Raw genomic sequence first — 19669 nt, 5'->3', positions numbered from 1 at the left:
AATTCCTGCTCAGCAAAACAGGGCTGCCGCACATTTTGTGCGCCAACCCTTAAATCTACCCCTTCACAGCTCCGGCAGACAGTCCTTCCACAAGGTTCTTCTGCACTAATGCGAAGAACAGCAATATGGGAACAAGGCTGATAACCACTGCTGACATCAATAATCCCCAGTCCACAGAGTATTGTCCGATAAAATCCTGCATTCCCACCTGAATGGTCTTTTTTAGTGTTGTGTTGATGAAAATAGATGCATACATATATTCATCCCAGGATGACATGAAACAGAAAAGCGCTGTCACAAACAGTCCCGGTTTTGCCACGTAAAAGATAACGGAGAAAAAGGAACGTAATCTGCTGCATCCGTCGATCATGGCTGATTCCTCCAGTTCCCACGGAATCGTGGTAAAAAATGCACAGGTATTCCAGATGGCAAAAGGAAGGGTAAAGGAACAGTACATCAGTATCAGCCCCACATAACTGTCAATGAGCTGAAAATGTTTCATGATAATATAATACGGTATACACAGCAGGATTCCCGGAAACATTCTCGTCATCAGCACTGCCATCTTGATTTTCCCGGCGCCCAAAATGTAGTATCTTGTCAGCCCATATGCAGCCATGACAGACAATACCATACAGATAACCGTTGTCACTGCCGTAATAAATATACTGTTCATAAAATATCTGACAAAATTTGATTCAAAAATCACATGGCGGAAATTTTCAAATGTCACATATGTAGGAATGATCTGCTTTGGATCATATATCTGTTCCTGTGTTTTCAGCGCTGTCAGCACAACGTACACAAACGGCGCCACAGCAATAAATACCATCAGAACTGTAAAGATATAAGCACCTGCCATTCTGATATTCTTTTTCTGTTTTTTATTCAGCATTTGCCCCTCCTCTACTCTTTCTCACTTACCATGCGCAGATATATCCCGGAAAATACTGCCATGAAAATAAATAAAATCACAGACGCCGCCGCTGCCGTACCGAAGTTATGGTTAATAAAGGCTTCACGGTAGGCAAAGGTGTAAAGTATCTCCGTACTGTACAGGGGGCCGCCGCCGGTCATCAGCCAGATGGTGTTAAAGCAGGACACAATACCTATAAGATTCAAAATCGTGGCTATTGCCAGCGGCTCCTTGATGATAGGCAGCGTGATTCTCCAAAAGCATTGGAAACGGCTGGCCCCGTCAATTTCAGCGCTCTCATATACATCACCGGGAATGCCCTGCAGCGCAGCCAGAATAAATATCATCTGGAACGGAATCCCCTTCCAGATTGCCACAAGAACCACGCACCAGAAGGCAGAGCCGATATTCCCAAGCCAGGAGATGGATTCCGTGATAGCTCCTAACTTTACGGCAAGTATGTTGATGATTCCCACATTTGCATTATATAAAAAGGTAAATGTCATTGCCGCGATCGCGTGCGGAACAGCCCAGGGCACCAGAATCAAAGTGCGGTATACAGACCTTCCTTTCAGTTTCATATTCAGTGCCAGCGCCAGCAGCATGGCTGCCACAAGCTGTATAACAAGATTCACCAGTGTCCATTTTACTGTATTTCCGATAGACTGCAGAAAAATCTTGTTGGCAAATATATTCTTATAATTTTCCAGTCCTGCAAAGGTATTGAAGATACTGTCCTTTGGACGAACCAGATTGTAATTGACAAAACTAAGATAAATACCGCGGAACAGCGGATAGATCGAGAGGGCCAGGACTGCCGTGACCGCCGGTGCCAGAAGCAGATATCCAGGCCAGTTTTTCTTCAGTTCCAGTCCCGCCCTTTTTTGTTTTCTTCCCATAATCCCACCTCAGGACGGGCAGCTCTCCCCGGCTGCGCCGGAGAGACGATAACCCGCTTTCTTGTCTACTTATAGTTGGATGCAATATTCTCGTTCAGTTTCTGCGTCAGGGACTTAAGCGCTTCCTCTGCCGTTGCCTTTCCGTAATCCACCTCCAGGATCGCATTGGTAATCAGTTCGTCGATGGCCTTTTCATTGATAACGGCCGGACGGGCACAGGTATATGGGAACTCATCTGTAAATACCTTCAGGCGTTCTTTTCCCTCCAGCGCTTTTGCATAATCAAAATCCTTACGTGCGGAAATCTTTCCCTGGACAGCCAGAATCGGATCTCCTTTTTCAGAATTGATGTACTGGATCAAATCATATGCCAGTTCCGGATTCTTGCTGTTAGCGTTGATATTCCAGGTCCAGCCTCCCAGTACGGTTGCCTGTGTCTTTCCTTCCACCATGGTGGTGATCCCATAATCCAGATCAGGATTGATACCGTCAACACCGCTTGCACACCAGTCCCCGCCCAGAAGGAAGGTGGCCTCTCCATTGGCAAAGCTTTCATAAACCTTATCCCATGTTGTAGCCTCTTTAAATGATTCTACCAGTCCTCCGTTTTCAATCATGCCGCAGATATAGTCCCAGGCTTCTTTCCCCTGTTCATTATCAATCACCACAGATGGTGTCTCACTGCTGGTATCAATGACCGGACATTCATTCTGATAGAAGAAGGAATAAAACGCATATGCACTCTGATAGGTGATGATTCCGCCGTATCCGGCCTCCTTCACTTTTTCAAGGGCACCGGAAAGCTCTTCCCAGTTTGTGGGAACTGAAAGTCCCAGTTCATCCAGACGTTCCTTGTTATAGTACAAACCGCAGCAGTCCATGTACCAGGGAACAGAGTAATATTCTCCCTGGAACTTACCGGAATTCAGCGGCCCTTCCTGATACTGGGAAACCAGATCCTCCGGCGTGGCCAGTTCACTCAAAGGATATAGAAGACCCATTGCCGCCAAATCAATGGCATGTCCTGAATTATCCATAATCACAATATCTGCACCGCCGCCTGCCAGGGCCGCTGTCTGAAAAGATTCCTTAATATCCTGCTGGGAAGCTCCCTGCAGCGTAATTTTTGTACCGGGATGTTCCTCCTCATACTGCCTGATAGTCTTTGTAAACTCCCCGCCAAGGTCCGTGGATTCATCAACCCAGTCATTTGTCATAAGAAGTGTAATCTCTGCAGAATCTCCCTTATCACTGTTCTCCCGGCTGTCTTCCTTTTTTTCATTCTCGGTGTTTTCTTCTTTCTTGTTCTCCTGACCGCTGTCGGAACTACCGCACGCTGTGGTCCCTAATATCATTGCTGCCGCCATCAGTACGGCTGTCACTTTTTTTCTTTTCATACCTTCATACCTTCTTTTCCTTACAATTTTTTAACGGTTTACTGTACCCTTCTCTGCATTTTCAAAACGCCGGCTGTTTCGGAATTGCTATAAACACATTAAACCATATCCCTGTTATTTTTAGAATAAATATATTATTTGACTTTTTACCGTTCCTTCTTAAAAAATTTTCAAATTCCTTATCTTTTTTCCACCTGTTGTATTTTTAAGTTTTTTACGGCTTAAAAATAAAATATGTACTGATCCGCAAAAAAACCTGTCTGTTTTTTCGATTATTTCGCTCTGATTCAAAAGTTATCTTCATTCCCTGATACGTGTATCTGGACTAAAATCTTATGTACAGAAGAAAAGGAGGACTTTGAATATGAAAAAATTAAATGTAGCCCTGGTTGGACTGAGCTTTGGCCTGGAATTCGTTGCCATCTACTGCAGGCATCCCGATGTGGATAAGGTCTATGTTGTAGACAAAAATCAAAAACTTCTGGACATTGCCAGAGAACGGTACAGCATCCCCCAAAGCCAGTGCTTCACTGACTTGCAGAATGTTCTGGATATACCCGAGATTGATGCCGTCCATCTGGTGACGCCGCCTTCCACACACGCACCGTTTTCTGTACGGGTGCTGAATGCAGGAAAACACTGCGGCTGCACAATCCCCATGGGCATGAGCCTGGAGGAATTAAAACAGGTTATTGCCGCAAGAAAGGCCGCAGACAAGAATTATATGTTCATGGAAACCACCATCTTCCAGAGGGAATTTCTCTATCTGAAAGAACTGTATGAGAAAGGAGAACTTGGCCGTCTGCAGTACATGACATGCGCCCACTATCAGGATATGGAAGGCTGGCCTGATTACTGGAAAGGTTTTCCTCCCCTTATGCATCCCACCCATGCGGTTGCACCATGTCTGATGCTTGCGGGACATCTGCCGGAAAAAGTATACGCCAGAGGTTCAGGTAAAGTCCGTCGCGAACTGGAAGAACCGTATGGATGTCCTTACGCTTTTGAAGCAGCTTTTATCACCCTTCAGGACAGTGATATCACAATTGAGATGGAGCGCTTTTTATACGGAGTTGCCAGAAGTTATTCTGAGTGTTTCCGTGTATATGGGGAGAATAAAAGCTTTGAGTGGCAGCAGCTTGCAGAGGAAGATCCTGTCATCTACACCAGAACAGGAGCACTGCAGAAAGTGGATATCCTGAATGAAGAAAAAGAAGAATCCAGCAGAGGCGGAGAAATTCTGGAGGAACGGGTCAGGATACCTGATTATGCTCACCTTCTGCCTGATGAGATTGCATCCTTCACCACCAATACGGTTTACAACAATGAAAATACACACCTCTCTTTTAAGCAAGGCGGCGGACACGGTGGTTCTCACCCCCACCTGGTACATGAATTCGTCCGCTCCATCCTGGAAGACCGAAAACCCGCCATCGATGATATCATGGGCGCCTACTGGACCGGCACCGGAATCTGTGCACATGAATCCGCCATGAAAGGCGGGGAAGTGATCACCATTCCCCGGTTTGAACAGCTTTAACCATAACCCAAACCCCTTGTTTTCCAAACAATTTTGTTGAAAACAAGGGGTTTTTATATCTGTTTTTCTGAATTGTCAAGGGCTAAAACTTTATTAAATTTTCCAGGTTGTCGTATATTGTCCGCACCAGGTGAGAATCATTTTACTAGACATTAAAATTTCCAGGAGGATTCTTGCAATGGCACTTAATAAAGTTGAAATATGCGGTGTGAACACTTCCAAACTCCCTGTACTTACCAATGAAGAGAAAGACATTCTGTTCGAGCGGATCAAAAAGGGAGATACGGAAGCCAGAGAATTATATATCAAGGGAAATTTGAGGCTGGTGCTCAGTATCATCAAACGTTTCTCCGCCAGCAACGAAAATGTAGATGATCTCTTCCAGATTGGCTGCATTGGGCTGATGAAGGCCATTGACAATTTCGACACGACACTGAACGTGAAATTTTCTACTTATGCGGTTCCCATGATCATCGGTGAGATCCGCAGGTATCTGCGCGACAACAACTCTATCCGGGTCAGCCGTTCTCTCCGGGATACAGCGTACAAAGCCATCTATGCCAAAGAAAATTACGTCAAGAAAAATCTAAAAGAGCCCACCATCAATGAGATTGCCGAGGAGATCGGCATTGAAAAAGAAGACATTGTCTATGCCCTGGATGCCATCCAAAGCCCGGTCAGCCTCTACGAACCTGTATACACAGAGGGCGGGGATACCCTGTATGTTATGGATCAGATCAGTGATAAAAAGAACAGAGAGGAAAACTGGATTGAGGATCTGTCCCTGAAGGAGGCCATGAAACGCCTGGATGACAGGGAAAAACACATTATCGAAATGCGTTTCTACGAAGGAAAAACCCAGATGGAGGTTGCCCGGGAAATCGGCATCTCCCAGGCTCAGGTCAGCCGTCTGGAAAAGCACGCGCTGAAAAACATGAAAAACTATCTCCGTCCCTGAAAATCCTCACGCTCCTGACTTGACATTCACGCCCATAGATGATATGCTAAACACCAATTCAGAATGTATCCGCAGCCTTTCAACAGGTCTGCCGCTGCATTCTGCCATATGATCCAACGCGTAGACAGGAAGAGTAAAATGTCTATCCATGCAGAGAGGAATGCATACGGTGTGAGCATTCTATGGGGAAACATTTGAAGACCACCCTGGAGCGGCTTTAATAAAGTCCGGCCGACACCGTTATCGTCTGAATGAGTGGTATTTGCAAAAAGGGTGGAACCGCGGTATCTTGTTTATCGTCCCTGAACAGTCTTAGGATTGTTCAGGTTTTTTTTATTTAATCAATTACTCATGGAGGAAAAAAGAATGAAGATCACATTAAAAGACGGCTCCGTAAAAGAATATACGGAATCCAAATCAGTCATTGACATTGCCTTTGACATAAGCGAAGGACTGGCACGGGCTGCCTGCGCAGGCCAGGTGGACGGTCAGATCGTGGATTTAAGAACTGTCATCCACAAGGACTGCAGCCTGAACATTCTCACAGCCAGAGATCCGGAAGGACTTCGTGTTGTCCGCCATACCTGCTCCCATGTACTGGCTGAAGCTGTCAGACATCTGTTTCCCAATGCCAAACTGGCAATCGGGCCGGCAATCGACACCGGCTTCTACTATGACTTTGAGGCAGAACCATTTTCCAGAGAGGACCTTGACCAACTGGAAAAAGAGATGAAACGGATCATCAAGAAAGGAAACAAACTCGAACGCTTCACTCTCCCAAGAGAGGAGGCCATCCGCCTCATGACAGAAAAAGAAGAACCCTACAAAGTGGAACTGATCACAGACCTTCCCGCAGATGCTGAGATTTCCTTCTACTCCCAGGGAGATTTCGTTGATCTGTGCGCAGGACCTCATCTTATGAACACAAAAGGCATCAAAGCGTTTAAACTGACCTCCTCCTCAGGTGCTTACTGGAGAGGGGATTCCAGCAAACCCATGCTGCAGAGAATATACGGCAGCGCCTTTTCCACAAAGGATGAGCTGAACGAATATCTCCAGCACTTGGAAGAGATCAAAAAACGTGACCACAACAAGCTTGGACGTGAAATGGAATTATTCACCACCGTTGATGTGATCGGACAGGGCCTTCCCCTGCTGATGCCAAAAGGCGCTAAGATCATCCAGACACTCCAGAGATGGATCGAGGATGAGGAGGACAACAATTGGGGCTATATCCGTACCAAAACACCCCTCATGGCCAAAAGTGACTTATACAAGATATCCGGTCACTGGGACCACTACAAGGACGGCATGTTTGTTCTGGGAGATGAGGAGACAGACAAAGAAGTGTTTGCTCTGCGCCCCATGACCTGCCCCTTCCAGTATTATGTATATAAATCCAGACAGCGCTCCTACCGCGACCTGCCTCTTCGCTACAGCGAGACCTCCACACTGTTCAGAAACGAGGATTCCGGCGAAATGCACGGCCTGACACGTGTCCGCCAGTTCACCATCTCGGAGGGCCACCTGATCGTCCGCCCGGATCAGATGGTGGAAGAATTCAAAGGCTGTCTGGCGCTTGCCAAGAAATGCCTGACCACACTGGGCCTTCAGGATGATGTGACTTATCATTTATCCAAATGGGACCCGGAAAATACAGAAAAGTATATCGGCGATGCCAAGGTATGGGAACAGACGGAACAGCATATCCGCAGCATTTTAGTGGAACTGGATGTTCCATTTGTGGAGGATGTGGGAGAAGCCGCCTTCTACGGCCCCAAGGTAGATATCAATGCCAAAAATGTATACGGCAAAGAGGATACCATGATCACCATACAGTGGGATGCACTGCTGGCTGAACAGTTTGACATGTACTATATTGACCAGAACGGAGAAAAAGTCCGCCCGTACATTATCCACAGAACCTCCATCGGCTGCTATGAGAGGACTCTGGCATGGCTCATTGAAAAATATGCCGGCATGTTCCCCACCTGGCTCTGCCCGGAACAGGTCCGCATCCTTCCCATCTCTGAAAAATACCAGGATTACGCGGTCAGAGTAGAAAGCGAGTTAAAGAAAAACGGTATCCTCTGCACCATAGACGAGCGTTCCGAAAAGATTGGCTACAAGATCCGTGAGGCAAGGCTCGCAAAAGTTCCTTACATGATCGTTGTGGGCGAAAAGGAAGAAGCAGAAGGAAAAGTGGCAGTCAGAAGCCGTTTCCTTGGTGATGAAGGCCAGAAATCCCTGGATGATTTCATTAATGCTCTCTGCAAGGAAATCCGCACAAAGGAAATCCGCCGCATCGAAACACCAAACAACCAGTAATCTCACGACTCACGACGGGCATCACAGAAAGGAAAAGTATTCATGGATTTTATTGAAATCTTAAAGGCGGTCATTCTCGGTATCATTCAGGGTATCACAGAATGGCTGCCCATCAGCAGCACAGGGCATTTGATCTTGTTTGACAATATCTGGCCCATGACCTCCACACCGGAATTTTTTGAAGTCTTCAAAGTGGTGATCCAGTTCGGCTCCATACTGGCTGTTCTGGTCCTGTTTTTCCACAAGCTGAACCCCCTTTCTCCAAAGAAAAGCGCCGCCGAAAAACAGGAGACCTACACACTGTGGAAAAAGGTGGCTGTGGGATGTATTCCCATCGTGATCGCGGGACTGCCCCTTGATGTGGTTCTGGAGGACTATCTGTCCAGTGTATACATAATCGCTGCAACCCTGATCCTGTACGGTATTGCCTTTCTTGTCATTGAGAGCAGAAAAAAACAGCCGACAATGGATTCTCTGGAGGCACTTACCTATCAGGCAGCCTTTTTCATCGGCTGTTTCCAGGTGCTGGCGGCAATTCCCGGAACCTCCAGAAGCGGCGCAACCATCCTGGGCGCTGTCATTCTGGGCTGCTCCCGTTATGTAGCCAGTGAATTTTCCTTCTTTCTTGCCATACCGGTCATGGCCGGCGCCAGCGGTCTGAAGCTGCTGAAATATTTCCTGAAAACAGGCATGTTTTCCGGTGAAGAATGGATTCTCCTGATAATCGGAACCTTTGTCCCCTTTATCGTATCCATTTTTGCCATCCGCATGCTTCTGGGCTACATCAGAAAACATGACTTTAAAATATTCGGTGTCTACCGTATCATACTCGGCATGATCGTCATCCTCTATTTTGCCTTCCTTGGATGACGCAGACAGGGCGCTTTCCCCATGGAAAACGCCCTGTTTTTCTCTTATTTTACTGCCAGATGCAGCACGCTGCACGCAGGTATGGTAAACGCAATTCCTTTGTCCGTGATCTTCACATCTCTAAACTCTTTCACCTTAACAGTTTCCGGCTCCTCAAAAGTATTCATGGCATGCATCTCTTCCGCCAGGATCTCTCCTCTAACCTCTGTCACAGGTTTTTCCAGGATCAGTGCATCCACATCGTAATCCTCATCCAGGGAAAGGTTTGTGATTGTTATATGCATCACTCCCTCCGCATCCACTGATACGGACTCTGTCAGGTTCGGCACCTGATACTCCGCCTCCGCTCCTATGGTCTTTGTGTCGATACGGCTTTCCAGAAGATCCGCATCCTGATGGTATTTATACATGTGAAATACATGGTAGGTCGGTGTCAGCAGCATCTTCTCCCCTTCTGTCAGGATCACAGACTGGAGAACATTCACAAGCTGGGCCAGATTTGCCATATGGACACGGTCACTGTGTTTGTTGAAAATATTCAGATTGATGCCTGCCACCAGTGCATCCCTCATGGTGTTCTGCTGGTAAAGAAATCCCGGATTTGTGCCGGGCTCCACGGTAAACCAGGTCCCCCACTCATCCACGATCATTCCGATCTTCTTCTCCGGGTCATACTTGTCCATAATGGCACCGTGACGGTTGATCAGCTCTTCCATATAAAGTGTTTTGCTCAGAGTTTTGTACCAGACCTTATCATCAAAATCCGTGGCACTTCCCTTAATGTCCCATCCCTCCGGGTGCGTGTAATAATGCAGGGAAAGGCCATCCATAAATCCGTGCTGGAAAGGCTGGCTGTGGCGGAAACAGGTATGCATCACACCCTCTGTCCACTCATAATCATCCACATTTGCTCCGCAGGCAATTTTGTATATCTTTTTATCCGCCTTATAATCTCTCACATAGGTCTGATAACGGCGGTATTCATTGCCGTAATACTCCGGCGTCATATTTCCGCCGCAGCCCCAGTTTTCATTTCCCACACCGAAGAACGCCACGTCCCAGGACTCCTCATGTCCGTTTTCTTTTCTCAGGTCTGCCATGGGAGAAACACCGTCAAAGGTCATATACTCCACCCACTCTGACATTTCCTGCACAGTTCCGCTCCCCACATTTCCGTTTACATAGGCCTCACAGCCAAGCTGGCGGCACAGTTCAAAAAACTCATGGGTTCCTAAGCTGTTGTCCTCCACAACACCACCCCAGTGGGTATTGATAATTTTCTTCCTGCTCTCTTTCGGCCCGATTCCGTCCTTCCAGTGATACTCATCCGCAAAACATCCCCCCGGCCAGCGCAGCACCGGAATCTTCATTTTCTTCAGGGCTTCCACTACATCCGTCCGCATACCGTTCACATTTGGAATCGGGGAATCCTCTCCCACATACAGCCCCTCATAGATACATCTTCCCAGATGTTCAGAGAAATGTCCGTAAATCTCCTTATGTATTTTACTCTTCTTTACCTTTGGGTTAATCACCAGTTTTGTCATCCTGAATGCTCCTTTTCCTCATAAAGTTCTTACCTATAGAGTATCACTTGTATGCACTTCAATACAATTTGTTTTTTATTCATTTCCGAAAAAAATGACCGCAGTGCGTTTGTTCTTCACACTGCGGTCATCCGCATTATTCTGTCACTACATTATTTACACTGTACCATTTTTCCGTGGGCTGTGAGAATTTTACAATGATCATATCATCCACTTCCCGGATACTGCCCTCCTGCGGCCATGAGGTCATGGATTCCGCCTCCGCTGCGGCTCTTCCGATCATCTCTGCAGATGCCGCTGTCACTGCGTACCCCTGTGTTCGGAGAAAGTCCTTCATTCTGGATACATTTCCCTCATCCCAGGCGAAAATGGAGCCGCCCAGTGTATCCGACTTCTGAACAGGCAGCTCGTCCGGCTGTACCATCCCCACAAAAGCTATGGGCTTTGTATGGTAGTCCATGCCTGCTCTCTGGATGTCATACATGAGCTGGGACGCTGTGGTCACATCCCTCTGATAGGCAATACTTCCATAATAATAGATCATATTCATATTCCTCGCGTTCAGAAACAGCAGATAAGACACAAGCACGATCATGGCCTTCTTTACCACATTTCTCCTGATCGCACTGAATATAAGATAAATCTGCACAGCACCCGCCAGGGGAATTGCCAGAAGCATCCTGCCATGGGTCTTGTAGGTTGCCAAAAGCAGATACATAACAAAGGGTGCAATACAAAGAGCAGCCGTATAGAAAAATACCCCAAGCTTATCCTTTGCCCCTCTGCGCCTAAAAAACAGCCAGACAGCATAGATTACAAAGAGCACTGTCACACAGCGGATCACCTCTCCGCCGTAAATATATTCTCCCTCATAGGGAATGGAAAAAGAGACCCTGCCCACATTGAGAACGGAAGCCGCGAACATTGCCTTCCAGTTCTCACTGAACCAGCCGATATAATTCTCCTCCAGATACCCGGCAGTCCCTGAAAAATGCCAGATGATCATATCAATCCCATAATATACCGCAGCAGCCGCAGCGCAGAGCACCGCACAGGTCACAATAAACCGCAGCAGCCCCTTCTCTTCCCTCTTCACAAATTTCAGAAGACAATAAGCCACCACCCCTGTCACATACACACAGATCAATGCCTGATAAATAGCAAAACTGTACAGCAGCAGCAAAAATGCAAGACCTGCATCCTTTTTCCCCCTGCCCTCCACAAACCGGATACTGTACACAAACCCAAAAGCGACAGCCACCATTGCTGTACACACCTGCAGATTGAACATGGAAAAAGAAAGAATCTCTCCCACCACAAACGGCAGTGACGCATAATAGGCCGTAAAGAAAAACATCTGCCACTCTTTGACCTTTTCCTTACCCAGCAGCGCATAGGCAAATACAACCCCTGAAAAATGCCAGCACACCACCGAAAGGAAATCCCAGAGAAACGGAGCAAAATTCCCTTCCCTTGTAAAAACCAGATCAAACAGCCAGACTGAAAATCTCCCCTGCAAAAGCCACAAAAGCGACGGCTGATTTGCCAGAATCCAAGTTTCCTCATCGATCGTTATGGTAAAATGCGTCAGCATAAACCCAAAACAAACAAGAGAAAACACCAGTGAGAACAGAAACGCTCTCTTATACTTCACCAAAAATCCCTTCATTGGTTCCCCTCCTTATTACTGCCCTCTATCATACTTCAACAGAAAAAGCGTGTCAAGGAACCACCTCCGCGTAAATTCTTATTCTTTCTTTAGAAACTTATCCTCCTTGATCTCCACCAGAATGATATCCTCCCCAATCTGCTTAATACACTGCCATGGAATCACATACTCACTGGCCGGCCCAAACAGTCCGCAAAGCTTCCCCGGCACCGGCACAATGATCGCCGTCAGACACCCCGTCTTAGGATCAAACTCCACATCCAAAGGACACCCCAGACTCTTACAAGTACAGATATTAATAACTTCCTTCTGCCTCAAATCACAAACCCGCATAATCCCACCAAAATTCACCCTTATTACCTATCCTATGCCCCCCACCCCGTCCAATTTCCACTTTTTTCTCCCGAATAACGGTCTCTCTTTTCCTTCCGAACGACGCTCTCTCTTTTCCTTCCAAGTGACGGTCTCTCTTTTCCTCCCAAGCGACGTTCTCTCTTTTCCTCCCGAACGACGCTCTCAGGCCAAAGGGGAAGACCGGCAGGGGCAGCAGGCCCGCAGGGGGTTTTCCGGCTGGTGTTCCGTAGGAGGCGTAGACTTGCTTAGGAAAAAATGAAGCCCCGGACAAGGAGAAATTTCGGTTACCATCCGAAATTTCAGGGCAGTTGAGCAGTTCAGCCATAAAGGCTGGACTGCGGTTCTGCCCGGTGCCTTGTCCGGGGCTTCATTTTTTTCTTAGCAAGACTAGCCGACGAAGGCATCAGCCGGAGAACCCCCTGCGGGCCTGCTGCCCCTGCCGGTCTTCCCCTTTGGGCGTCCCCCTTCGACCATCCTTCGTTTTGTGTCTCCTTTTATGCGTCCCTACATCATCGATCCATTTCCACCTGCGCCCCCATACCCATATGATTCCGAATAATCCGATCAATCTCCTTCAAATCACAAGAAGGCAGATCCCCCGGAATCGTATTCTTCACCGAACTGGTCGCATTCCCATACTGAAGCGCCTTCTGACAGTCAAACTCATGTGCCAGCAGCCCATAAAGCGCTCCGGAAATATAAGCATCCCCACTCCCAATCCTGTCCACAACCTCAATATCCCGATACGGCTCCTCCTCATAGTACCTGTCTTCCTCCGCATTATAGATCACAGACCCAAACGTATGCACCTTAGGACTATGCACAATCCTCTGCGTAGAAGCCACAATAGAAATCGGATATTCCTCCGTAAAACTCTTCATCATAGACTTCACGTCCCCATCTTTCAAAAACGTCAGCCTTGCCGTATCCTCAGAACAGAAGAAAACATCCACATAGGGCAGAATCTTCTCAATACATTCTTTCGCCTCCGCCCCGGTCCAGAGATTTCCCCTAAAATTCACATCAAAAGAAATAATCGCCCCATTCTCCTTAAACTTCCTGATCATCTCCACCGCTGTATTCCTGGTATTCTCCGACAACGCCAGTGTGATCCCGCTGGTATGGAAACACCTGGTGTTTGCAAACATCTCCTGCGGCAGCTCCTCCATCCTGATCTTACAGAAAGACGCATGCCGCCTGTCATAAACCACACTTGGTTTCCTGGGATATGCTCCGTTTTCATAATAATAGATACCCAGCCTTGCATCCGGCTCCTCGTCATACACCAGATAGTCATCACTGACTCCGCAGAAACGAACCCTGTTCTTGGCATAAACACCCAGAGCATTATCCGGCAGCTTGGATATGATTCCTGTCCTGAGGCCCAGAAGAGACGCACCTGACACCACATTTAACTCAGCGCCGCCCACCTGCTTCTGAAATGTCTCACCGCGCACGATTCTCTCATTATCCGGCGGTGACAGCCTCAGTAAAATCTCTCCTAATGAAAGCAAATCAAAATCTTTTTTCATCTTAAAACCCTCCCTGATTCTCTTAATCTATCACTAACCATAAATCTGCTGTCCCATCCAATCTGTTTCAGCAGAGAATACTTTCCAAATGATCTGCTGTTATAAACAATGGGATGCTGTTTTCACAACATCCCATTTTTATTTAAATGTTCACCCATGGCAAAAGGGCTATCATTTATAACTATTTATTCTGTCCTTATCTCTGCACACGTCCTGAACCGTCTCCGCCTGCAAGTTTGGAAACCTCATCCATGGAAACCATGTTGAAGTCACCTTCGATCGAGTGCTTCAGGCAGGAAGCTGCCACTGCGAACTCGATGGTGGCCTGTGCGTCATAGCCGTTTAAGCATGCGCAGATCAATCCGCCGCCAAAGCTGTCGCCGCCGCCTACACGGTCAACGATATGCATTTTATATTTTTTGCTGAAGAAGTAATCATTTCCGTCATATAACATAGCGGACCAGTTATTGTCATTTGCAGACAGGGACTCTCTCAGTGTAATGGCAACCTTTGAGAAACCAAAACGGTCAGCAAGCTGTTTTGCAACATCTTTGTATCCCTCGTGGTTTACAGTACCTGCAGTAACATCTGTGTTGGCTGCTTTGATGCCGAATACATCGGCAGCATCCTCTTCGTTTGCGATGCAGACATCTACATATTTGCAGATCTCACCCATAACCTGTCCTGCTTTTTCCTTGGACCACAGTTTATTTCTGTAGTTTAAGTCACAGGAGATGGTCAGGCCTGCGTCTTTGGCTGCTTTGCAGGCTTCCAGACAGATAGCTGCTACTTCATCATTTAAGGCCGGTGTGATTCCCGTAAAATGGAACCAGTCAGCGCCGTCGAAAATGTGCTTCCAATCGAAGTCAGAGGATTTTGCTGTAGCGATAGAGGAGCCAGCACGGTCATAAATAACCTTAGAGGGTCTCTGGGATGCACCTTTTTCAAGGAAATAAATTCCCACACGGTCGCCGCCGCGTGCGATTTCCGTTGTATCTACACCATATTTTCTTAAAGAATTGATAGCAGCCTGTCCGATTTCATGTTTTGGCAGCTTTGTAACAAATGCTGCGTCGAATCCGTAGTTAGCAAGGGAAACAGCTACGTTAGCCTCTCCTCCGCCGTATGTTGCGCCGAAAGTATCTGCCTGTACAAAACGATAGTATCCTTCCGGAGCCAGTCTTAACATGATTTCACCAAATGTGATCACTCTTTTTGCCATTTTTTTAATTCTCCTTTGAAATAATATATTTCCGTAACTGTCAGGGTAATGGACAGTTACATATCTCCTGTATTTATCTTACTTCCTTTACCAGGGCAACGGCTTCCTCGGTCAGGGATTTAATCTTGTCAAACTCTCCTGCTGCGATCAGATCACCTTTTACCATCCAGCTTCCGCCGCATGCGAAGATTTTGTCGCAGGTCAGGTAATCTTTTACATTCTTAGGGTTGATGCCGCCAGTAGGCATAAATTTGATTCCCACATAGGCTGCTGCCATAGCTTTGATCGTGGATACTCCGCCGTACTGCTCAGCCGGGAAGAATTTCAGAACTTTCAGGCCGCGTTTCACGCCCTGTGCCACTTCAGAAGGAGTTACGCATCCGGGCAGAACCAGAATATCTTTATTCAGGCAGTAGTCCACGATCTCCGGATCAAATCCCGGGCTTACAATGAATTTGGCGCCTGCTGCAACTGCGCGGTCCACCTGCTCTGTGGTCAGGACTGTACCGGCACCTACCAGCATCTCCGGGAATTTCTCTGTCATGGTGCGGATAGATTCCTCGGCTGCTGCGGTACGGAATGTTACCTCTGCACAGGGAAGTCCTCCCTCACATAATGCTTTTGCCAGCGGCTCTGCATCTTTGACCTCGTTTAATACGACTACCGGTACAACACCGAATTTTGAAAGCTGTTCTAAGATTGCGTTCATAACTTCCTCCTTGAAATGAATGATTGATTTTTCGTTTTATGGGCCTTGCTGTGTTTGCCTATTCGTGTTTATTCTTTCCACATTATGAAACTCCGTTTCGTATTGTGGTATCTTTATCTTGAATTATACTCTTCTCGCTCAGATTGTCAAGAGTAAAATGATAAAAAATTCCGGTTGTTTCCTGAATGAGAAAGTGTTACAATAACGCCAAAGCCTATTCGTGAAAAATAACCAAAGGCAGGAATATATTATGGAAGAAAAGAATCCCATCCAGGTGGCTGACAGGCTGTTTCTCGTCCTGGAAACCCTGGCATCTGACGGCCCCATTGCGCTGGCAGACTTAAGCCGGCAGCTTGCGCTCAACAAAAGCACAGTGCACCGTCTGCTCTGCTCCCTTATCTATATGGGATATGTAAAACAGGATACGGACACACAGAAATATGACTTGTCCCTGAAATTATTAAGCCTCTCCAACCGTCTGTTAAGCCGTATGGACATTTTGGAGGTTGTGCGCCCTCATCTGAAAAAGCTCTCCGAAAAGACAGGGGAAACCGTGCATTTTGTCCAGCTTGACGGTGCGGAAGCTGTATATATCTATAAAGAAGAATCCTACCAGAACTCTGTCCGCATGGTATCCAAGGTAGGCAATCGGATCCCCCTCTACTGTTCCGGCGTTGGAAAAGCCATGGCTGCTGATATGGAGGAGGAACAGATACGCCGTTTCTGGGATGCAAGCAGTATTGAGCGCCTGACCCCCCATACAATTACGGAGTATTCCCGTTTTCAGGAAAAAATAGAGGAAGTAAGAAAAAAAGGCTATGCCCTGGACGATGAGGAAAATGAGCTTGGCGTGCGCTGTATCGCGGTGAGTCTCCCTGATTATAAAGGACGTGCCCGCTACGCCTTTTCCATCTCCGCCCCGGCTGCCAGAATGTCCGATGAACGGATTGCCCAGCTCGCAGAGATCATTTTGAAAGAAAAACAGGAGATACAGCAGAATATGTAATTCAGCAGAATCGTTAAATATATGATTTTGATGAACAGCAGTATATATGATTGCAGAAAAACGCATTAAAAATGAACGCAAATAAAACAGCCGTCCCATAACCGGAAGCTGCAGATCCCATTGGATATGCCTCCCCGTGTTACCAGACGGCTGTTTTATATTTTAAAATTTACCCGCTAAATATTTTCCCTCACGGCCTGCCCGCTGCCCGTGACAGTTATAGATTCCCACGTAAGCGCACACTGCTTTTTGTCATGTGCAATGCCTACACACAGGACTTCTCCTGTCAGACCGCTGTAATACTGCTTTTTTAGTATTTGTTTCAATGCAGATTTTTTCAGTGTCTCCACATCACTTCCCTGCTTAAATTCCAAAATGATATGCGGACGTCCCGGTTCCAGAGCCTTCAGCGTAATATCACTGCGTCCATGCCCCTGTTCCAGATTACTGCTCACCTCGTAGATTCCTCTTACACTGATACACATTCCCAGAAACAGCATATGATAGGCATTCTCCCTGGCATCAAAATAGCTGGTACAGGATATGACAATATCCCGATAAATTTTCAGGAATCCCTCCATATCTTTTTCCAGCAGGCAGCGGAACATTCCCTGCAGGTCCATATCGGAAATATTCGCCTGCTCCGCCAGGATTTTACGAAACTCAGCGCACACCTCCTCATTCGGAATGCGGACTTTCATAAAACTTTCGTCCTCCACATCCTCCACGGTCACATATCCTGCGTTTACCAGCAGGCCCCACAGACTGTAATTATCCTGCAGTTCTATAAATGAAGTCTCCAAATTAATTCCAACCCGTACGGTTTTCTTTTCGATCAGCTCATCAAATTCCCTGCGAAACCGTTCATCTGCCTTTTTCACAGCCTCTTTTACCAGATAATTGGTGGAGGTATTCACCCAGAAATTCTCAGCCCTGCCCTTCCTGATATAGCATAACAGGGACCACAGATTATAAATGTCATATCTCCCAAACCGATATCCATCATACTTTTCTTTCACCACTGCAGACAGTTCCATGCCAAAATCACAGAGCAGTTTTTCTGCCTCTCTTTTTGTGATGCCGAATTTGTCAGAATAACATTCATCTATCACTGTATAGATGCTGATATTATTCAGTTTGGAAAATATACTCTCTTTTGCCACTCTCTGGATTCCTGTAAGCAGCGCCTGGTCCATGTACTCATTTCCCTTCAGGGCAGACCCGTAAAAGCTGGAAAAGAAATCTCCCAGTTCCTTTCTGTATCCATTTTCATAGCTGGATAAAACCGGCTGGTCATATTCATCGATCAGCAAAATCGGAGCAGCTCCATAATGATCATGTACCACCCTGATAAGTTCTTCCACATAGGCAGACAACTCTGCAAATGACATGGAACATGAAATTAGTTTTTCAAGATTGTTGTAGAATATCCTTACGTATACATCTCTTTTATCCTGGCTGCCGCTTTCAAAAATGACTGCATACCTCTGATATTCTTTTAGGATTTCCTTCGAGAGACGCACCTTCAGCTCATCCTGTGTCTTACCGCTACAGTCTTTAAAGGAAAAATAAATGACAGGTTTCGTATTTATAAGGGATGCGTATTTTGTATCCATAATGGCAAGCCCCTTAAAAATCTCTCTGCTGTCTCTTGTGATATCAAAAAATTCCCGGAGCATGGTCATATTTAGTGTTTTCCCGAATCTTCTTGGTCTTGTGATCAGGGAAGCCGTATCTCTCAGCTCTAAAAATTCTTTTATAAGAAGTGTTTTGTCAATATAATAATAATCTTTTTCTCTTACTATACGAAACTGGTCATTTCCGATTGGCAGAGTCTTCTGCATCCTCATCACCTCATTATCAACTCTTCGTGTTGTCACTAGTAAGTATAGCCTTAATGAGGTTCCCCAGTCAACCCGGTAATGTGTTATTCGTATCTTACGATCTCTTTTTTCAGTCTCTTCATGATCCGCTTTTCCAGCCTGGATATGTAGGACTGGGAGATTCCAAGAAGGTCAGCGACTTCCTTCTGTGTCTTTTCCCTGCCATCCGGCATATTGATGCCGAACCGCAGCCGCACAATGGTCTGTTCCCTTTTGGTCAGCTTGCCGATCGCCTTCCCCAGAAGGGACCGCTCTACTTCACTTTCGATTCCCCTATAGATCACATCCTCATCCGTCCCCAGAATATCGGATAAAAGCAGTTCATTTCCATCCCAGTCCACGTTCAGCGGCTCGTCAATGGAAACCTCCATCTTAGTCTTGCTGTTGCGCCTGAGATACATAAGAATCTCATTTTCAATACATCTGGATGCGTAGGTTGCCAGCTTGATCTTCTTTGTAGGGTTGAATGTATTGATGGCTTTGATCAGGCCAATGGTTCCAATGGAGATCAAATCCTCCACCCCCACTCCGGTGTTGTCAAATTTCTTGGCAATGTAAACGACCAGGCGCAGGTTATGTTCGATCAGACGTGATTTTGCATCTGCATTGTCCTCTGTCTGTAATTTTCCTATCATTTCCGCCTCTGCTTCTGCGTCCAAAGGCGCCGGAAGGACCTCTGCTCCTCCGATATAATGAATTTCTTCCCCTCTTCTGAATATAATATTGGAAAACCCCGAAAAAACAGGCATCTGTACTTTTCTCTCTGCTGCTGCTTCCATATTCATTTATGCTCCTCCCTAAAACTGTCAAAGCAAATCCTGACTTTTGCTCTGCTGTGT

The 19669-nt window shown here is 46.6% G+C and carries 17 protein-coding genes and 1 other annotated feature; of the genes, 5 read left to right on the top strand and 12 right to left on the bottom strand.

The features are described from left to right. Window positions 1-55: 55 nt before the first annotated feature. From WMO65_RS20640 to WMO65_RS20630, 3 genes are all read right to left on the bottom strand, one after another. Window positions 56-895, bottom strand: coding sequence for a carbohydrate ABC transporter permease (locus WMO65_RS20640; RefSeq protein ID WP_148393310.1), 840 nt, complete (start codon window positions 893-895; stop codon window positions 56-58). 11 nt (window positions 896-906) lie between these two features. After that, window positions 907-1815, bottom strand: coding sequence for a carbohydrate ABC transporter permease (locus WMO65_RS20635; protein ID WP_148393311.1), 909 nt, complete (start codon window positions 1813-1815; stop codon window positions 907-909). A gap of 65 nt (window positions 1816-1880) precedes the next feature. Then, a complete protein-coding gene (locus tag WMO65_RS20630) occupies window positions 1881-3212 on the bottom strand; it encodes a sugar ABC transporter substrate-binding protein (protein ID WP_148393312.1) in 1332 nt (443 codons plus the stop codon). A 364-nt stretch (window positions 3213-3576) separates the two neighbouring features. Between WMO65_RS20630 and WMO65_RS20625 the strand changes: the two genes are divergently transcribed. The 4 genes from WMO65_RS20625 (at window position 3577) to WMO65_RS20610 (ending at window position 8908) form a co-directional block, all read left to right on the top strand. Beyond that, complete coding sequence (locus WMO65_RS20625) at window positions 3577-4752, top strand: Gfo/Idh/MocA family protein (RefSeq protein ID WP_148393313.1); 1176 nt, start codon at window positions 3577-3579, stop codon at window positions 4750-4752. Window positions 4753-4930: 178 nt separating this feature from the next. Further along, window positions 4931-5710, top strand: coding sequence for an RNA polymerase sporulation sigma factor SigG (sigG, locus tag WMO65_RS20620; protein WP_033142663.1), 780 nt, complete (start codon window positions 4931-4933; stop codon window positions 5708-5710). A gap of 112 nt (window positions 5711-5822) precedes the next feature. After that, window positions 5823-6017, top strand: a binding site (T-box leader). A gap of 59 nt (window positions 6018-6076) precedes the next feature. Next, complete coding sequence (gene thrS, locus WMO65_RS20615; RefSeq protein ID WP_148393314.1) at window positions 6077-8038, top strand: threonine--tRNA ligase; 1962 nt, start codon at window positions 6077-6079, stop codon at window positions 8036-8038. Between the two features lie 42 nt (window positions 8039-8080). Next, window positions 8081-8908, top strand: a complete 828-nt coding sequence (locus WMO65_RS20610; RefSeq protein WP_148393315.1) for an undecaprenyl-diphosphate phosphatase — start codon at window positions 8081-8083, stop codon at window positions 8906-8908. A gap of 44 nt (window positions 8909-8952) precedes the next feature. Here WMO65_RS20610 and WMO65_RS20605 read toward each other — a convergent pair whose 3' ends face one another. The 7 genes from WMO65_RS20605 to eda form a co-directional block, all read right to left on the bottom strand. Continuing rightward, entirely contained in the window at window positions 8953-10455 is a 1503-nt protein-coding gene (locus WMO65_RS20605; RefSeq protein ID WP_148393316.1) for an alpha-N-arabinofuranosidase, read from the bottom strand. 136 nt (window positions 10456-10591) lie between these two features. Continuing rightward, the gene (locus WMO65_RS20600; protein ID WP_148393317.1) at window positions 10592-12124 is read right to left on the bottom strand and encodes a glucosyltransferase domain-containing protein; all 1533 of its coding nucleotides are present in this window, start codon (window positions 12122-12124) and stop codon (window positions 10592-10594) included. Between the two features lie 78 nt (window positions 12125-12202). Beyond that, window positions 12203-12457, bottom strand: coding sequence for a YlmC/YmxH family sporulation protein (locus tag WMO65_RS20595; protein WP_018598391.1), 255 nt, complete (start codon window positions 12455-12457; stop codon window positions 12203-12205). Next, window positions 12444-12803 carry a hypothetical protein gene (locus WMO65_RS20590; protein ID WP_148393318.1) on the bottom strand — a complete coding sequence of 120 codons (360 nt, stop codon included), beginning with the start codon at window positions 12801-12803 and terminating at the stop codon, window positions 12444-12446. Before WMO65_RS20590 ends, WMO65_RS20595 begins: the two co-directional genes overlap by 14 nt. A 184-nt stretch (window positions 12804-12987) precedes the next feature. Then, entirely contained in the window at window positions 12988-14010 is a 1023-nt protein-coding gene (locus tag WMO65_RS20585; RefSeq protein WP_033139046.1) for a sugar kinase, read from the bottom strand. A gap of 196 nt (window positions 14011-14206) precedes the next feature. Continuing rightward, the gene (locus WMO65_RS20580; protein ID WP_148393319.1) at window positions 14207-15232 is read right to left on the bottom strand and encodes a sugar kinase; all 1026 of its coding nucleotides are present in this window, start codon (window positions 15230-15232) and stop codon (window positions 14207-14209) included. A gap of 73 nt (window positions 15233-15305) precedes the next feature. Continuing rightward, complete coding sequence (gene eda, locus WMO65_RS20575; RefSeq protein ID WP_103732364.1) at window positions 15306-15941, bottom strand: bifunctional 4-hydroxy-2-oxoglutarate aldolase/2-dehydro-3-deoxy-phosphogluconate aldolase; 636 nt, start codon at window positions 15939-15941, stop codon at window positions 15306-15308. Between the two features lie 250 nt (window positions 15942-16191). On the opposite strand from eda, the gene WMO65_RS20570 reads away from it, so the two are divergent. After that, window positions 16192-16947, top strand: a complete 756-nt coding sequence (locus tag WMO65_RS20570) for an IclR family transcriptional regulator (protein WP_148393320.1) — start codon at window positions 16192-16194, stop codon at window positions 16945-16947. Between the two features lie 176 nt (window positions 16948-17123). Here WMO65_RS20570 and WMO65_RS20565 read toward each other — a convergent pair whose 3' ends face one another. Together WMO65_RS20565 and sigE are read right to left on the bottom strand one after the other, a co-directional pair. Then, a complete protein-coding gene (locus WMO65_RS20565; protein ID WP_349064645.1) occupies window positions 17124-18791 on the bottom strand; it encodes an AAA family ATPase in 1668 nt (555 codons plus the stop codon). Window positions 18792-18874: 83 nt separating this feature from the next. Beyond that, window positions 18875-19579, bottom strand: a complete 705-nt coding sequence (gene sigE, locus WMO65_RS20560) for an RNA polymerase sporulation sigma factor SigE (protein ID WP_225305410.1) — start codon at window positions 19577-19579, stop codon at window positions 18875-18877. Between the last annotated feature and the right edge of the window lie 90 nt (window positions 19580-19669).

Source organism: Blautia caccae (genome assembly GCF_040095955.1).
Taxonomy (GTDB): domain Bacteria; phylum Bacillota; class Clostridia; order Lachnospirales; family Lachnospiraceae; genus Blautia; species Blautia celeris.
The sequence above is the reverse complement of the archived record's forward strand: the minus strand, read 5'-3'. Positions and strand labels throughout refer to the sequence as shown.

Coding starts and splice junctions, on each gene's coding strand:
- WMO65_RS20640 (WP_148393310.1), bottom strand. CDS start 895: ATGCTGAATAAAAAACAGAAAAAGAATATCAGAATGGCAGGTGCTTAT.
- WMO65_RS20635 (WP_148393311.1), bottom strand. CDS start 1,815: ATGGGAAGAAAACAAAAAAGGGCGGGACTGGAACTGAAGAAAAACTGG.
- WMO65_RS20630 (WP_148393312.1), bottom strand. CDS start 3,212: ATGAAAAGAAAAAAAGTGACAGCCGTACTGATGGCGGCAGCAATGATA.
- WMO65_RS20625 (WP_148393313.1), top strand. CDS start 3,577: ATGAAAAAATTAAATGTAGCCCTGGTTGGACTGAGCTTTGGCCTGGAA.
- sigG (WP_033142663.1), top strand. CDS start 4,931: ATGGCACTTAATAAAGTTGAAATATGCGGTGTGAACACTTCCAAACTC.
- thrS (WP_148393314.1), top strand. CDS start 6,077: ATGAAGATCACATTAAAAGACGGCTCCGTAAAAGAATATACGGAATCC.
- WMO65_RS20610 (WP_148393315.1), top strand. CDS start 8,081: ATGGATTTTATTGAAATCTTAAAGGCGGTCATTCTCGGTATCATTCAG.
- WMO65_RS20605 (WP_148393316.1), bottom strand. CDS start 10,455: ATGACAAAACTGGTGATTAACCCAAAGGTAAAGAAGAGTAAAATACAT.
- WMO65_RS20600 (WP_148393317.1), bottom strand. CDS start 12,124: ATGAAGGGATTTTTGGTGAAGTATAAGAGAGCGTTTCTGTTCTCACTG.
- WMO65_RS20595 (WP_018598391.1), bottom strand. CDS start 12,457: ATGCGGGTTTGTGATTTGAGGCAGAAGGAAGTTATTAATATCTGTACT.
- WMO65_RS20590 (WP_148393318.1), bottom strand. CDS start 12,803: ATGGCTGAACTGCTCAACTGCCCTGAAATTTCGGATGGTAACCGAAAT.
- WMO65_RS20585 (WP_033139046.1), bottom strand. CDS start 14,010: ATGAAAAAAGATTTTGATTTGCTTTCATTAGGAGAGATTTTACTGAGG.
- WMO65_RS20580 (WP_148393319.1), bottom strand. CDS start 15,232: ATGGCAAAAAGAGTGATCACATTTGGTGAAATCATGTTAAGACTGGCT.
- eda (WP_103732364.1), bottom strand. CDS start 15,941: ATGAACGCAATCTTAGAACAGCTTTCAAAATTCGGTGTTGTACCGGTA.
- WMO65_RS20570 (WP_148393320.1), top strand. CDS start 16,192: ATGGAAGAAAAGAATCCCATCCAGGTGGCTGACAGGCTGTTTCTCGTC.
- WMO65_RS20565 (WP_349064645.1), bottom strand. CDS start 18,791: ATGCAGAAGACTCTGCCAATCGGAAATGACCAGTTTCGTATAGTAAGA.
- sigE (WP_225305410.1), bottom strand. CDS start 19,579: ATGCCTGTTTTTTCGGGGTTTTCCAATATTATATTCAGAAGAGGGGAA.